The sequence below is a fragment of the Bordetella muralis genome, from assembly GCF_965139205.1.
In the GTDB taxonomy this organism is placed as follows: domain Bacteria; phylum Pseudomonadota; class Gammaproteobacteria; order Burkholderiales; family Burkholderiaceae_B; genus Bordetella_A; species Bordetella_A muralis.
The window spans coordinates 1-14458 of record NZ_CBCSIU010000007.1 but is presented as its reverse complement, the minus strand read 5'-3'; the positions used below and the strand labels follow the sequence as shown (position 1 = coordinate 14458).

The window sequence follows — 14458 nt, the reverse complement described above, 5'->3', positions numbered from 1 at the left end:
CCCCCGGGCGGCGCGGCGACACTGCCGCGCCGCAATAAATCTGTTGCTTCTCCGTCCACGCAGTGGTCATTCGTCCGAAAAGTGACTTCTCTCACCAGAAGCCATCTGCAACGGTCGTACAAAAAGACCCGCCGAAACGCCCGCTCAGGCCGCGATGCAGCCTGGCACGAGGAAACAGATTTATTGCGCAGCCCATTGCTGCTCATTTGATCCGTATGCGGTATGCGCCGCCGGCCTTTCATTGGCATCGGACCACGGACGGCGTTTCTGCACCATCAATCAGGCCCTGGCGCCAGACTGAGCGCCCAGCCATTCACGGAGACTCGCTCATGACCCGTCCCACCTCTCCTGGCGCCCTCTTTCGCCAGGCGCTGGCAGAAGAAAGCCCGCTGCAAATCATCGGCGCCATCAACGCCAATCACGCATTACTGGCCAAACGTGCCGGATACCGCGCCATTTATCTGTCCGGCGGCGGCGTTGCTGCAGGGTCGCTCGGCCTACCCGATCTGGGCATCAACACGCTGGACGACGTGCTGACAGATGTACGACGCATCACCGATGTGTGTGACGTGCCATTGCTGGTCGACATCGACACGGGCTTCGGTCCGTCCGCATTCAACATTGCCCGCACCGTCAAGAGCCTGATCAAATTCGGCGCCGCGGCCTGCCACATCGAAGACCAGGTCGGCGCCAAACGCTGCGGCCATCGTCCCGGCAAGGAAATCGTCAGTACCGAAGAAATGGCTGATCGCGTCAAGGCCGCTGCCGACGCTCGCACGGATTCGGATTTTTATCTGATCGCCCGCACCGATGCGATCGCCTCGCACGGCGTAGACGCAGCGATCGAACGCGCATTGGCATGTGTCGAAGCAGGCGCTGACGCCATCTTTGCCGAAGCCGCCTACGATCTGCCGACCTATGACCGATTCGTCAAAGCCGTCAACGTACCGGTGTTGGCCAACATCACCGAGTTCGGCAAGACGCCGTTGTTCACTGTCGAAGAACTCGCCAGTGTCAATGTGGCCATGGTGCTGTATCCCTTGTCCGCCTTCCGCGCCATGAACAAGGCTGCTGAAAACGTGTACCAGGCGATCCGCCGTGACGGCCACCAAAAGAACGTGCTGGATACGATGCAGACGCGCGACGAGCTGTACGATCGCATCGGTTACCACGCATTCGAATCGCAATTGGACGCATTGTTCCAGCAAGGCAAGAACAAGTAATTCCCGTGCTGGCCGGCCCGGATTTCCCACCGGCCAGTACTGCAAGTTCTACTTTCGCCCCATTTGACGCCAACAAAGGAAGGAGTCAGAGACATGAGCACATCGAAGAAACAAGCCGCTGCGGCCGAGGCCACCAAAACGGGGGCCCCGACAGAAGAAAAAGCGGGCTTCAAGCCTAAAAAATCCGTGGCGCTGTCGGGAGTCGTGGCCGGTAACACGGCGCTGTGTACCGTCGGCCGCACGGGCAACGATTTGCACTATCGCGGCTACGACATCCTGGATTTTGCCGGCGAGGCCGAGTTCGAAGAAATCGCGCATTTGCTGGTGCATGGCAAGCTGCCGAACAAGGCTGAGCTGAAAGCCTATAAGGAAAAACTGCGTGCGCTGCGTGGCCTGCCAGTGCAACTGCAAAACGTGCTGGAAAGCCTGCCCGCCGCCAGCCATCCGATGGATGTGATGCGTACCGCCGTATCGGTGCTGGGCTGCGTATTGCCTGAAAAGGACGATCACAATATCCCCGATGCACGCGATATTGCCGATCGCTTGATGGCTAACCTGGGGTCCTCGTTGCTGTACTGGTATCACTACAGCCACAACGGCCGCGTCATCGATGTGCAAACGGATGATGACAGCATCGGCGGTCATTTCCTGCATCTGCTGCATGGCAAGAAGCCGTCCGACGAATGGGTCCGTGCCATGCATACGTCGCTGATCCTGTACGCCGAGCATGAGTTCAATGCCTCGACGTTCACCAGCCGCGTCATTGCGGGCACCGGATCGGACATCTATTCGGCGATCACCGGCGGGATCGGCGCGCTGCGTGGCCCGAAACACGGCGGCGCCAATGAGGTGGCTTTCGAAATCCAGAAACGCTATGACACCCCGGACGAAGCAGAGGCCGACATCCGCCGCCGCGTCGAAGCCAAGGAAGTCGTCATCGGTTTTGGCCACCCTGTCTATACGGTTTCGGATCCACGCAACAAGGTCATCAAAGAAGTCGCGCACAAGCTTTCCAAGAAAGCCGGCAGCACCAAGATGTTCGACATCGCCGAGCGTCTGGAAACGGTGATGTGGGAAGTCAAAAAGATGTTCCCGAACCTGGACTGGTTCTCGGCCGTCAGCTATCACATGATGGGCGTGCCTACGGCGATGTTTACGCCGCTGTTCGTGATTGCGCGTACGGCGGGATGGTCGGCTCACATCATTGAACAGCGGGTCGATAACAAGATCATTCGTCCTACGGCTAACTATGTCGGGCCGGATGATCTGAAGTATGTGCCGTTGGAAAAGCGGAAGTAAGCCTTTTAGTTTGATACCGCGAGTTTTTTAGACGAGGTATTGCTCGCGGATCAATGAGTTCTTTAGACGCCGGAGGGCGTCGCGCAATAGCCCCACCGGGCCTATCGCACGGGTTCGGCCCATTAGCAGGGGCCGAAGTCCCCTACGGGGACTGCCCCGTGCTCTACGGCCCGGTGGGGCTATTGCGCGACGCCCTCCGGCTTGCAGTGTCTCTTATTGACGAGGGCGATGTGCCTTAATTTGGGTTTGAATGAGCTCAGGCGTACTGGGCTTGGCCGTGGCCGAAGGACCAGTTTTCTTTGACGACTTCGACCAGGTTGATGAATACGTCCTCGGGACGGATGCCTGGATCCTCGCCGAGTAATTGCACGAGCCGTTGGAATAACGCTTTTTTCTGGTCCAGGTCTCGCGTATTGTTGGCCGTCATCTGGATGTAGACCAGGTCGTCGCTACGGGCGATATTCATGTACGAGGGGCTGTAGCGAAAATTCGCCGCCTCGTGCTCGGTCAGGATCATGAACTGATCGTCTTCAGGGACGTTGAACGTCTCTCGCAATGCGCGATACACATTGTCGAAAATCGCCTGCCGATAAGCTTCTGGCTTTCCCGCGCGCAATGAAACATGAACGAATGGCATAGCAGTGCTCCTGGTAATGGACGCACTCATCTTATCTATTCTGATAAGCTATTTATACTTATTTCATTAATAAATATTTGAAATGATAGCTACCTCCTTGGACCTGGATGCCGTACGAGCATTCGTGCAAATCGTCGAGCTGGGCAGCTTCACGCGTGCCGCTGAAGCACTGCAGATAACGCAGGCCGCAGTCAGCCTGAAACTCAAGCGGCTGGAGGACAGAGTGGGATTCCGGCTGGTGGAGCGCACGCCCCGGTATGTAGAGCTGTCTGCACAAGGCAATGCGTTCTTGGAGCATGCACGCGCATTGCTGGACACGCACGATCGCGCGCTATCGGTTTTTTCCGGAACCCGGCAACGTCTGACTATCGGAATCAGCGACCATGTTGCCGGGCCGGAGCTGCCTACCTTGATCTCGCGCATGAACGCGCAAGACCCCGACCTGGTGATCGAAATTCGCATCGGCTCATCCGGTGATTTGATTCAGCGGTACGAACGGCGAGAGTTCGATACCGTGATCGTCCGGCAGCATCTGGGACGCGCCGACGGGCAGATGCTCGCAGAAGAAACACTAGGTTGGTTTGCAGCGCCGGGCTGGCAGCCGCGAGCAAATGAGCCGTTGCCGCTGGCCACCCTGGCCGAGCCGTGCGGCGTAAGAGCGCTAGCCGGCAAGCTGCTGGATGAAGCCGCTGTGCCCTGGACCGAAGTGTTTGTTGGCGGTGGCGTAGCAGCCGTCGCCGCCGCGGTCATGGCGGGATTGGGCATCGCGGCATTGGCCCCCCGGATGTTGCCTTTCGGCGCCGTCGATATAGGCGCCAAGCTGGGCCTGCCCGCACTGCCCCGCCTGCCGATCTTGTTGCATACCCGAGTCAAATCGCAGCGCGCGACCGATACGCTGATTGCGCTATCCGCAGCATTCAGAGCCGCCGCGCGAGGCTAAGCGGTCGCGAGCTTATTTCAAGCGTATTCCCAACTCTTTAATGAGAGGCGCCATCTCGGCACGATCCGTTTTGATCGTTGACGCGAGTACTTCTGGCGTGCTGCCGATAGGGATCATGCCGAGTGTTTGCATTTGCGCTTTCATCGCGGGCTCTTGCAGGATTGTCGCGACCGCGTGTTGAATTACGGTAACGCGTTCAGCAGGAATACCCGCTGGCGCCATCAGCCCGATCCAGGGTTGCGGCGCATAGCCGCTCATGCCGGATTCTTGCAACGTCGGCGTATCAGGCATACCGGCAAAACGCTGCGGACTAGTGATGGCCAAACCACGCAATCTCCCACTGTCCACTAAACCTTTGGCGCTCGAAGGGGCATCCAACGCCACATCCAGCTGCCCGCCGATCAAGTCATTGAGTGTGGTACTGGATGAGGAGGATGGCGCATAAAGTGCTTTGATACCGGCTTTGCGCGCAGTTTGCTCCCATACCAAATGAAAGGCAGTGCCGATAGAAAACGAGCCCACATTGAGTTCGCGTTTTTTGCTCTCACGGACGAAATCGTCCCACGTTTTTAATGGACTGTCGGCAGCGACGACAAAAAGAAAAGGCGTGCGCGCTACCAACGAGATAGGCTGCAGGTCGTTGATGGGATCGAAATCGTCAACCGCAAAGGGAACGATAGTGATGGCCGATGCCACCACCATGCCCAGGGTATAACCGTCGGGCGGCGCCTTTAGTAGCGCACCTGTGCTGATGATGCCCGATGCCCCCGGACGATTTTCAACAATGACGGGTTGCTTCCATGTCTCAGACAACCTGGTCGCCAACACCCGCAGCATGACGTCTACTGGGCCGCCCGCCGGGTTGGACACGATGATACGTACAGGACGATCAGGATATTCCGCATGGGCTGCGTTCGCGAACAGCACGGCAGCCAACATGACTAAGATACGTCGCAACATGAGTTCCCCTTTGAAGTTTTCGTCATCGTTTTAGTGCGCCGTCAACACGTGTTGGTGCGGCGCTGGCGACCAGCCGGGCGACTGGCCTCGGATAAAAGCAATCCATGCGCGCTGCGTTTGTTGCGAGAGTGATGCGGCTGCACTGGTACTGAGTCCCTGCAGCATAGGTGCATGGGCGAACGCATCCAGATTGCCGAAGACGAACGGCAACTCGATACAATGGCACGCGCCGAAACGGGCCGTCGGTGCGACATCAAAGCGAGCCAACCAGGACTGTCGGCCATGCCTGGCCGCATTGGCAGCCCAGACTCGAGCGGGCTGATCAAAAAATTCGTCACCAAGCGCAGCACTCGCTGCATTGACACCCTGCCCCGGAAACGCCGCCATTTCGTCCCGGGTATAAGAGACCAGCACATCAGCGCGCGCGACTGCACGCGCCAACGCGGCATCCATATCCTCGGGCAAAATGGCCCCGTCGCGCACCGGAGCAAACAGAGAGCGGCCACTGCCCTCGTCTTGCAATGCCTGCAACACAACAGGATGCTGCTGCGCCGCCAACAATGTGCTGACCGGTAATTCCCGGGCCTCGTCCAGCGAACGCACGCCACAAGCATTCATGTAGGCTTGCGCCAGTCTCTCGCCTTGAGCGGCACTACGCCAACCGCGGCCCAATGCCGCGCTTTGCAGTATTGCCCGGGAAAACCGCGGTTGCCGGGCAAGCATCGCACAAATAGACGAAGCCCCTGCCGACTGCCCCATCAATGTCAATGCCGCAGGATCTCCACCAAATGCCTCGATGTGTTCAATGACCCAATCCACGGCCAACTCTTGGTCAAGCAAGCCCGCGTTGGGTATCCCTCCGGGCAACGTCAGCCATCCCAGCGCAGCGAGACGATAGCTGACAGCCACTACCACCACACCCCCTTGCGCCGCCAATCGCGCTCCGTCATACCAAGGCAGGATGCCTCCGCTTTGCCATGCACCGCCATGCAGCCAAATCACGACCGGACGGCGCGCGGCATCAGTACCGGGCGTCCATATCGTCAAGCGCAGGCAGTCTTCGTCTTGCGTGGCGATGAAGTCGCCCATCGCATCGCGCAATCGAGATGGCAACTGCGGGGCAATCGGCGCGGGGCCTGTCACATCCAGCGCTCCGCTCCAACGCGCGGGCTCAGGCGCGGCAAAGCGCAATGGGCCAACAGGCGCCTGGCCATAAGGGATTCCGTCAAAGCGGCTGATACCCGCTACGCGCAAGCCGCGCAACATGCCTTGAGGTAAACCAACTTCGACTGTTTCACTCATCGCCCGCTCTCTTCATCAGTGATGATGACTATGGTAGGGGCGATTCATCTGACTAAGGCATGCAACTTTCGACAAATGTCATGCGCGTTGCGCATGCCCTAGAACACCTCGTATTGCTGACGCTGCAGAATATCCCTGTCTGCGCGGATGGCCTGTGCCAGCACAGAAGAAAACGCGCGCACAGGCCGGGTGCTGGGGCGATCCCGCCGCCAGATGGCCGATAGCGGCGAACGCTGCACGGGAGGCAGCACCGGCAACATGGTGAGCTCACCCCGCGCCTGCCTGATCGCTGCCACGCTGCCAGGCATGAGCCACAAATAATGACCACCTTGCAGCATTTCCATACTGAACTCTGGTGACAGCGCGCCCACCATGTCCGGCACCGAAAATCCGTCATGGATCAAACTGCGCTCAAGCTCGCCCCGAATGCGACTGCCGGGCAGTGCCGTAATCCATGGATAGCGGACATAGTCCTCAAGCGTACTTTGTGGTTGATCGACCAGAGGGTGCCGATTCGAACAAGCCAATATCACGGCATCATGCACGAGCGCTATCGAACGGTAGATTTGAGGATTCACGGCGGCGCTATATCGGCTGATCAGTACATCAATGGCACCGGCATCCAACTGTTCTATGAGCTGCTCATGCGAGCCGACTTCAATCGTCAGCATGACACGCGGATATTTTGCTTGAAAACGGCGAGCTGCAGGCGCAATGGGCCAACCAGCAAACATCGAGAAACACCCCACGGTCAAGCTGCCCTCATCGCCCCGGGATACCGCGGCCAACTCGATCTCTGCGCGCCGAAAATCCACGAGTAGCTGCCGAGCATGACGGCACATCGCCATGCCCAAGGGCGTACACGTCGTTCCTTTCGAGGTCCGCTCAAACAGCCTGGCGCCGACGAGCTCTTCGATCTCGGCGATTGCCCGGGACAGGCCCGATTGAGTCGTGTTGAGTTGCGCGGCCGCTTTGGACAGATTGCCCAGCTCGGCGACTATCAACACAATTTCCAGATGCCGTACCCGCAACTTGCCTTTGAAGGGAATCATACGAGGCCTTAGAAAACAGTGACCTGATTATTCCCTTGGGTTAAAGCGCTGACAATGAGGACTGATATCTATGCCGAGGTGAAGCCTCGTCGTTATCCATCCCTGGAGATGTCCGTTGCCATGCGACAAACGGCCGTCCCTACGGCCCTACATCACATCACGGATCATCAGCGAGCCGCCCAAGGCACCCGCACCCATCCTTCCATCAACACGCGTGCGCTACGCGACATGATGGCTTTGGTGACCGTCCATTCACCATTGACCAAGCGAGCCTCGGCCCCCACGCGCAACGTGCCGGAAGGATGCCCAAAACGCACGCCATCGCGCTCGCCGCCTCCTGCCGCCAAGTTGACCAACGTGCCAGGCACGGCTGCCGCCGTTGCAATAGCTACGGATGCCGTTCCCATCATGGCATGGTGCAATTTCCCCATCGACAAAGCGCGCACCAGTACATCGATATCCTCCGCGGCAATGGATTTACCGCTCGATGCGGTATAGGCCTGGGGCGGTGCCACGAATGCGACTTTAGGCGTGTGCTGGCGGCCTGCTGCCTGATCTGGCGAATCGATCAAGCCCATGCGTACTGCGCCATGCGCGCGGATTGCTTCAAAACGCGCCAAGGCCGCAGGGTCGCTATTGATGTCGTCTTGTAATTCGGTACCGGTATAACCCAAGGCATCCGCATTCAGAAAGATTGTGGGAATACCGGAATTTATGAACGTCGCCTGAAACGTTCCTACGCCCGGCACATCAAGCTCGTCGACCACGTTACCCGTCGGAAACATCGAGCCGCCATCACCCTCGCCTTCGTCGGCAGGATCCAGGAACTCGATCCGGACTTCGGCTGCGGGGAACGTAACTCCATCCAGTTCAAAGTCGCCAACTTCCTGCACCTGGCCGTCTGCGATCGGCACATGGGCGACGATGGTCTTTCCGATATTGGCTTGCCAGATCCGCACCACTACCACGCCGTTCTCGGGCACGCGCTGCGCGTCCACCAAACCGTTGGCAATGGCGAAGGGACCGACCGCGGCAGAAAGATTGCCGCAATTGCCGCTCCAATCCACGAAAGGCTGGTCAATGGAAACCTGGCCGAACAGGTAATCCACATCGTGATCCGGTCTGCTGCTCTTGGACAAGATGACGGCTTTGCTCGTGCTGGAGGTCGCGCCCCCCATGCCGTCGATCTGCTTGCCATACGGATCGGGACTGCCTATCACGCGCAGCAACAGTGCATCGCGATCAGGCCCCGGCACCTGAGCCGCCTCGGGCAAATCCGTCAGTTTGAAAAACACGCCTTTGCTGGTGCCGCCGCGCATGTATGTCGCGGGTATCTTGATTTGTGGTGCGTGAGTCATCGACCAGTCCTGAAAATAGATAGCGCCATCTGCGCAATAGGATTCAGGCTCGGCCGCCACGCCAATGGGCAGACCAAGCCGGTGTTGTTTCTCGAATGCTCTGCTCGATACATGCAGCAGGCTGCTTCAACCCGCCTTGCTGGCAGCGTCCGCAGACGATGCCTCAAGAAAATCTTGTGCAAAGCGTTGCAGCACGCCCCCCGCCTCGTAAATCGAGACCTCCTCTGCCGTATCGAGCCGGCACGTCACAGGAACCTCGATAGTCTCGCCATCGCGACGATGCACGACCAAGGTCAAATCAGCGCGCGGCTTGCGTTCGCCCACGACGTCATAGGTCTCAGTGCCGTCCAAGGCAAGTGTCTTGCGATCTGTGCCCGGCTTGAACTCCAGCGGCAGCACGCCCATGCCGATCAAGTTCGTACGGTGGATACGCTCGAAGCCCTCGGCCACGATAGCCTCGACGCCCGCCAGACGCACGCCTTTGGCGGCCCAATCGCGCGATGAGCCTTGGCCATAGTCAGCACCCGCAACAATGATGAGCGGCTGCTTGCGCTGCATATAGGTTTCGATGGCCTCCCACATGCGCATCGTCTGGCCTTCGGGCTCTACACGGGCCAGCGAGCCTTGCTTTACGCTGCCATCCTCGTTGCGCACCATCTCGTTGAACAACTTGGGATTGGCAAACGTCGCGCGTTGTGCCGTCAAGTGGTCGCCGCGGTGAGTCGCATAGGAATTGAAATCCTCCTCGGGCAATCCCATTTTTTCCAGGTATTCGCCCGCCGCGCTATCGAGCAAAATCGCGTTCGAAGGCGACAGGTGATCCGTCGTGATGTTGTCGCCCAGCACGGCCAACGGACGCATCCCGCGCAAGGTACGCTCGCCCGCCAATGCTCCCTCCCAGTACGGCGGACGGCGGATGTACGTGCTCTGCGGACGCCATGCGTACAGCGGGCTCACGGCTTCCCGGCGCTGATCGCGAATGCCGAACATCGGCGCATAGACCTTGCGGAACTGCTCGGGTTTGACTGCCACCTGGACCACGGCGTCGATTTCCTCGTCGGTAGGCCAGATGTCCTTCAAGCGAATGTCTTTTCCATTGGCATCCTGACCCAACACGTCTTGTTCGATATCAAAACGGATGGTCCCCGCGATGGCATACGCGACGACCAACGGTGGCGAGGCCAGAAACGCCTGCTTGGCATAGGGATGGATGCGGCCGTCGAAATTACGATTGCCCGACAACACGGCGGTGGAATAGAGATCGCGGTCGATGATCTCTTGCTGGATCTTGGGGTCCAATGCACCCGACATGCCATTGCACGTCGTACAGGCAAAAGCGACAACGCCAAAACCCAGTTTTTCCAATTCAGACGTCAAACCGGCTTCGTCCAAATACAACTCGACAGCCTTCGATCCAGGAGCAAGCGAGGTTTTGACCCAGGGCTTGCGCGTCAGACCGGCACGGTTGGCATTGCGCGCCAGCAAACCCGCTGCAATGACGTTGCGCGGATTACTGGTATTGGTACAGCTGGTGATCGCTGCAATGATGACTGCACCATCCGGCATCAGGCCGGGTTCGTTCTCCACGACACCGGCAATACCGCGTTCGGCCAGATCGGATACGGGCAGGCGGCGATGCGGATTCGACGGCCCAGCCAGCGTGCGCACCACGCTGGACAGATCGAAGCTCAGCACACGCTCGTATTGAACCTGTTTCAAGCTGTCTGACCACAGTCCTGCCACCTTGGCGTACGTTTCGACCAAACGCACCTGCGCGTCTTCTCGGCCCGTGAGCTTCAGATAGTCGATCGTCTGCTGATCAATGGAGAACATCGCCGCCGTCGCGCCGTATTCGGGCGCCATGTTGGAAATCGTCGCGCGATCGCCCAAGGTCAGGCTCGCCGCGCCCTCGCCATAGAACTCCAGATACGCGCCTACGACTTTTTCCTTGCGCAGGAATTCGGTCAAGGTCAGCACGATGTCGGTAGCCGTAATGCCGGGCTGACGGCGTCCCGTCAACTCTACCCCCACGATGTCGGGCAGACGCATCCAGGACGCGCGGCCCAACATGACGTTCTCGGCCTCCAGGCCGCCGACGCCGACCGCGATCACGCCCAAGGCATCCACATGCGGCGTGTGGCTGTCCGTGCCAACGAGGGTATCCGGATACGCAACGCCATCCTGAGCATGGATCACCGGCGACATGCGCTCCAGGTTGATCTGGTGCATGATCCCATTGCCCGGCGGCACCACGTCTACGTTGTGAAAGGCCTCGCGCGTCCAGTCGATGAAATGGAAACGGTCTTCGTTGCGGCGGTCTTCGACGGCGCGATTCTTTGCAAACGCATCGGGTTCGAAACCACCGTGCTCGACTGCCAACGAGTGATCCACGATCAACTGCACCGGCACCACGGGATTGACCTTGGCAGGGTCGCCGCCCATATCGGCGATCGCATCACGCAGCCCCGCCAGATCGACCAGTGCGGTCTGCCCGAGAATGTCATGGCAGACCACACGAGCCGGAAACCACGGAAAATCCAGATCCCGGCGGCGCTCGATCAATTGACGCAGCGCATCGTTCAACAAAGCAGGATCACAACGCCGCACCAAATTCTCTCCCAGCACACGAGAGGTGTACGGCAGTTGATCATAGGCGCCCGGCGCGATCGCTTCGACTGCAGCGCGCACGTCGAAATAGTCGAGATTGGTGCCCGGCAAGGGCTTGCGGAATTGAGTGTTCAAGATGCCTCCGTTTGCGGCAGGTTGCTCTGCGCGATCTGATGTTCGATATTGAGACGGGATGCGCGTATGTGTCTGCGCATCAGCAATTCAGCCAACTCGCCATCACCGTCGGCGATGGCGTCGAGAATGCGATGATGCTCGGTAAATGCCTGACGAGGCCGATTGGGCGTCGTCGAATATTGGATGCGATACATGCGGGCCAGTTGATAGAGTTCGTCGCACAACATGCGAATCAGCATCTGGTTGCCGCTGGCCTGGACGATACGGTAGTGAAAATCGTAATCGCCCTCCTGTTGATAGTAACCACGCCCCGCCTGGAATGCCTCATCGCGCTCGTGTGCCTCGAGCACACGACGCAGTTCATCCGCGGCCGCCGGCGTCATCCGTTCGGCTGCCAGGCGACAGGCCATGCCCTCGAGCGACTCGCGGATCTGATAGAGCTCGCAGAGCTCTTGTTGGCTCAGCGACACGACGCGAGCTCCCACGTGTGGCACGCGCACCAGCAGGCGCTGCCCCTCCAGACGGTGTATGGCCTCGCGCAGCGGCCCGCGGCTGATACCGTAGGTGCGCGCCAATTCCGGCTCGGAAATCTTGCTGCCGGGAGAGATGTCGCCTTTGACGATGGCGGACTGAATCTTGCGGAACACATGCTCGGAGAGCGTTTCCGACTCGCTCGCGGCAGGTATGGGCAGCGTGAGGACTTTTTCCACCATGTCGACAATCTATAGATTATTTCGGATTAAATTATAGCCATGAGGGGATTTATTGGCTAGATTGTCAACAATCATTGAAAGTCGGAGCAAGAATCTCCTATCCGCCATATCGGACTCGCCCATATTGCCTCCGGCGTGTTGACACACCGCCCTGTCGTCGTGATTTCATGTGGATTGCCATGCCCTTGATTCGCCGCATCGTCTCCTGTCCCCGATAACGGGGCTTCGGCATGCGCCCTCGCCCCACCCGCGCCCCAGGCGCGGATTGCACAGAAGGAGCCCCGCATGTCCGCTCATGTCTCCAATGTCCGTCCCGAGCCAGACCAGGTGCTGACCGACATAGTCGACTACGTTCTCGACTATCAAATCCAAAGCAGCCTGGCTTATGAAACGGCCCGCAATTGCCTGATCGATACACTGGGCTGCGGCCTGGAGGCCCTGGAATACCCGGCGTGCCGCAAACTGCTCGGCCCGATCGTACCGGGCACGGTCGTCCCGCACGGAGCCAAGGTCCCAGGGACCCAATTCCAGCTCGACCCTGTCCAGGCCGCCTTCAACATCGGCGCCATGATCCGCTGGCTGGACTTCAACGACACCTGGCTCGCGGCCGAATGGGGACACCCTTCGGACAATCTGGGCGGCATCCTGGCCACCGCAGACTGGCTGTCGCGCAATGCCGTCGCCGTGGGCAAAGCCCCTCTCACCATGCGCGATGTGCTGACAGCCATGATCAAGGCGCATGAAATCCAGGGGTGCATCGCCCTGGAGAACTCGTTCAACAAAGTCGGCCTCGATCATGTCGTCCTCGTCAAAGTCGCCTCCACGGCCGTCGTCGCGCAAATGCTGGGCCTGAGCCGCGAGGAAACCGTCAACGCGGTTTCGCTGGCCTGGGTCGACGGCCAGAGCCTGCGCACCTATCGTCATGCGCCGAATACGGGCAGCCGCAAGAGCTGGGCAGCGGGCGACGCCACCAGCCGCGCAGTGCGCCTGGCGCTGATCGCAAAAACGGGCGAAATGGGCTACCCCTCGGTACTCAGCGCGAAAACTTGGGGGTTCTACGACGTCCTCTTCAAAGGACAGCCCTTCAAGTTTCAACGTCCGTATGGCAGCTACGTCATGGAAAACGTGCTGTTCAAAATTTCCTTTCCAGCCGAGTTTCACGCGCAAACCGCCGTGGAATGCGCCATGACGATTCATGATCAGCTCGGCGCTGCTGGCAGATCAGTGGGCGACATCAAGCAGATCATCATCCGTACCCACGAGGCGTGCATCCGCATCATCGACAAGAAAGGCCCGCTGAATAACCCGGCCGACCGCGATCACTGCATCCAATACATGGTGGCAGTCCCCATCCTGTTCGGCCGCCTCACCGCGGCGGACTATGAGGATGACATCGCGCACGATCCGCGTATTGACCTCCTGCGCGACAAGATCATCTGCGTAGAGGATCCCGGCTATACCCGCGACTATCACGACCCCGACAAGCGATCGATCGCCAATGCACTGACGGTGATGTTTAACGACGGAACGACATTGGATGAGGTTGTCTGCGAATACCCGATCGGGCACAAACGGCGGCGCAGTGATGGGATTCCGCTCCTTGAGGCGAAGTTCAGGACGAACTTGGCGCGCGTGTTTCCTGCCAAACAGCAGGCGCGGATTCTGGAGGTCTCGTTAGATCAAAAGGCGCTGGAGAATATGCCGGTGCATGAGTATGTGGATTTGTATGTCATCTAGTTTTGATCGATAAGCGTCGAACTGCGCTCTTTAGGCGCCGGAGTCGGCCGTGTCACGGGGCCAGCCCTATCGACCGGTCTGGCCGCCTTCGCGTCCAGACTGCCCTTCGCCTAGTGCATCAGGCGGGGCGGCTGGGCAAACTCGCTCCGCTNNNCAGACATGCCCAGCCGACTACCCCCCGCCTGATGCACTAGGCTCGGCGGTCTCAACGGGCTGGCCCCGTGACACGGCCGACTCCGGCTCGCAATGTCTGCTGTTTAAGAACTCTGGAGTCACCAACCTCTGAACGAACGAAATATTGCTGATGATGATCGATCTTAAGGCATGGAAATCGCAATGAATCAGCATCCTCTGCATGCCATCACTGTGAGTCCCGGGCGGGCGCCGCGTAGTACCGCGCCGGCCCGTTGAGGTTGCCGAGTCTGTCTTGTCAGGCGGGGGGNAGTCGGCTGGGCATGTNTGAGNGGAGCGCAGCGGAGCGAGTTTGNCCAGCCG

The 14458-nt window shown here is 59.2% G+C and carries 11 protein-coding genes; 4 read left to right on the top strand and 7 right to left on the bottom strand.

Annotated features, from left to right (window positions below; genetic code table 11):
• The first annotated feature begins 329 nt into the window (after positions 1 to 329).
• Positions 330 to 1223, top strand: coding sequence for a methylisocitrate lyase (gene prpB / locus ACNA0I_RS12205; RefSeq protein WP_415806280.1), 894 nt, complete (start codon positions 330 to 332; stop codon positions 1221 to 1223).
• 93 nt (positions 1224 to 1316) lie between these two features.
• Complete coding sequence (prpC, locus tag ACNA0I_RS12200) at positions 1317 to 2522, top strand: bifunctional 2-methylcitrate synthase/citrate synthase (protein WP_415806279.1); 1206 nt, start codon at positions 1317 to 1319, stop codon at positions 2520 to 2522.
• A 256-nt stretch (positions 2523 to 2778) separates the two neighbouring features.
• Here prpC and ACNA0I_RS12195 read toward each other — a convergent pair whose 3' ends face one another.
• Positions 2779 to 3159 carry a tautomerase family protein gene (locus tag ACNA0I_RS12195; protein ID WP_415806278.1) on the bottom strand — a complete coding sequence of 127 codons (381 nt, stop codon included), beginning with the start codon at positions 3157 to 3159 and terminating at the stop codon, positions 2779 to 2781.
• Positions 3160 to 3241: 82 nt separating this feature from the next.
• Between ACNA0I_RS12195 and ACNA0I_RS12190 the strand changes: the two genes are divergently transcribed.
• On the top strand, positions 3242 to 4099 hold the full coding sequence (locus tag ACNA0I_RS12190; protein WP_415806277.1) for a LysR family transcriptional regulator: 858 nt from the start codon (positions 3242 to 3244) through the stop codon (positions 4097 to 4099).
• Positions 4100 to 4111: 12 nt separating this feature from the next.
• Here the strand turns inward: ACNA0I_RS12190 and ACNA0I_RS12185 are convergent, their stop codons facing one another.
• From ACNA0I_RS12185 to ACNA0I_RS12160, 6 genes are all read right to left on the bottom strand, one after another.
• Positions 4112 to 5059, bottom strand: coding sequence for a Bug family tripartite tricarboxylate transporter substrate binding protein (locus ACNA0I_RS12185; RefSeq protein WP_415806276.1), 948 nt, complete (start codon positions 5057 to 5059; stop codon positions 4112 to 4114).
• 30 nt (positions 5060 to 5089) lie between these two features.
• Positions 5090 to 6361 carry a carboxylesterase family protein gene (locus ACNA0I_RS12180; RefSeq protein WP_415806275.1) on the bottom strand — a complete coding sequence of 424 codons (1272 nt, stop codon included), beginning with the start codon at positions 6359 to 6361 and terminating at the stop codon, positions 5090 to 5092.
• Between the two features lie 98 nt (positions 6362 to 6459).
• Complete coding sequence (locus ACNA0I_RS12175) at positions 6460 to 7413, bottom strand: LysR family transcriptional regulator (protein ID WP_415806274.1); 954 nt, start codon at positions 7411 to 7413, stop codon at positions 6460 to 6462.
• A gap of 167 nt (positions 7414 to 7580) precedes the next feature.
• Positions 7581 to 8771 carry a 2-methylaconitate cis-trans isomerase PrpF gene (gene prpF, locus ACNA0I_RS12170; RefSeq protein WP_415806273.1) on the bottom strand — a complete coding sequence of 397 codons (1191 nt, stop codon included), beginning with the start codon at positions 8769 to 8771 and terminating at the stop codon, positions 7581 to 7583.
• Between the two features lie 126 nt (positions 8772 to 8897).
• Entirely contained in the window at positions 8898 to 11513 is a 2616-nt protein-coding gene (acnD, locus tag ACNA0I_RS12165; RefSeq protein WP_415806272.1) for a Fe/S-dependent 2-methylisocitrate dehydratase AcnD, read from the bottom strand.
• Complete coding sequence (locus tag ACNA0I_RS12160; protein ID WP_460478169.1) at positions 11510 to 12226, bottom strand: GntR family transcriptional regulator; 717 nt, start codon at positions 12224 to 12226, stop codon at positions 11510 to 11512. Before ACNA0I_RS12160 ends, acnD begins: the two co-directional genes overlap by 4 nt.
• A 285-nt stretch (positions 12227 to 12511) precedes the next feature.
• On the opposite strand from ACNA0I_RS12160, the gene ACNA0I_RS12155 reads away from it, so the two are divergent.
• On the top strand, positions 12512 to 13963 hold the full coding sequence (locus tag ACNA0I_RS12155) for a bifunctional 2-methylcitrate dehydratase/aconitate hydratase (RefSeq protein WP_415806271.1): 1452 nt from the start codon (positions 12512 to 12514) through the stop codon (positions 13961 to 13963).
• Positions 13964 to 14458: the final 495 nt, after the last annotated feature.

Coding starts and splice junctions, on each gene's coding strand:
- ACNA0I_RS12155 (WP_415806271.1), top strand. CDS start 12,512: ATGTCCGCTCATGTCTCCAATGTCCGTCCCGAGCCAGACCAGGTGCTG.
- ACNA0I_RS12175 (WP_415806274.1), bottom strand. CDS start 7,413: ATGATTCCCTTCAAAGGCAAGTTGCGGGTACGGCATCTGGAAATTGTG.
- ACNA0I_RS12190 (WP_415806277.1), top strand. CDS start 3,242: ATGATAGCTACCTCCTTGGACCTGGATGCCGTACGAGCATTCGTGCAA.
- ACNA0I_RS12195 (WP_415806278.1), bottom strand. CDS start 3,159: ATGCCATTCGTTCATGTTTCATTGCGCGCGGGAAAGCCAGAAGCTTAT.
- ACNA0I_RS12185 (WP_415806276.1), bottom strand. CDS start 5,059: ATGTTGCGACGTATCTTAGTCATGTTGGCTGCCGTGCTGTTCGCGAAC.
- prpF (WP_415806273.1), bottom strand. CDS start 8,771: ATGACTCACGCACCACAAATCAAGATACCCGCGACATACATGCGCGGC.
- ACNA0I_RS12160 (WP_460478169.1), bottom strand. CDS start 12,226: ATGGTGGAAAAAGTCCTCACGCTGCCCATACCTGCCGCGAGCGAGTCG.
- ACNA0I_RS12180 (WP_415806275.1), bottom strand. CDS start 6,361: ATGAGTGAAACAGTCGAAGTTGGTTTACCTCAAGGCATGTTGCGCGGC.
- prpB (WP_415806280.1), top strand. CDS start 330: ATGACCCGTCCCACCTCTCCTGGCGCCCTCTTTCGCCAGGCGCTGGCA.
- prpC (WP_415806279.1), top strand. CDS start 1,317: ATGAGCACATCGAAGAAACAAGCCGCTGCGGCCGAGGCCACCAAAACG.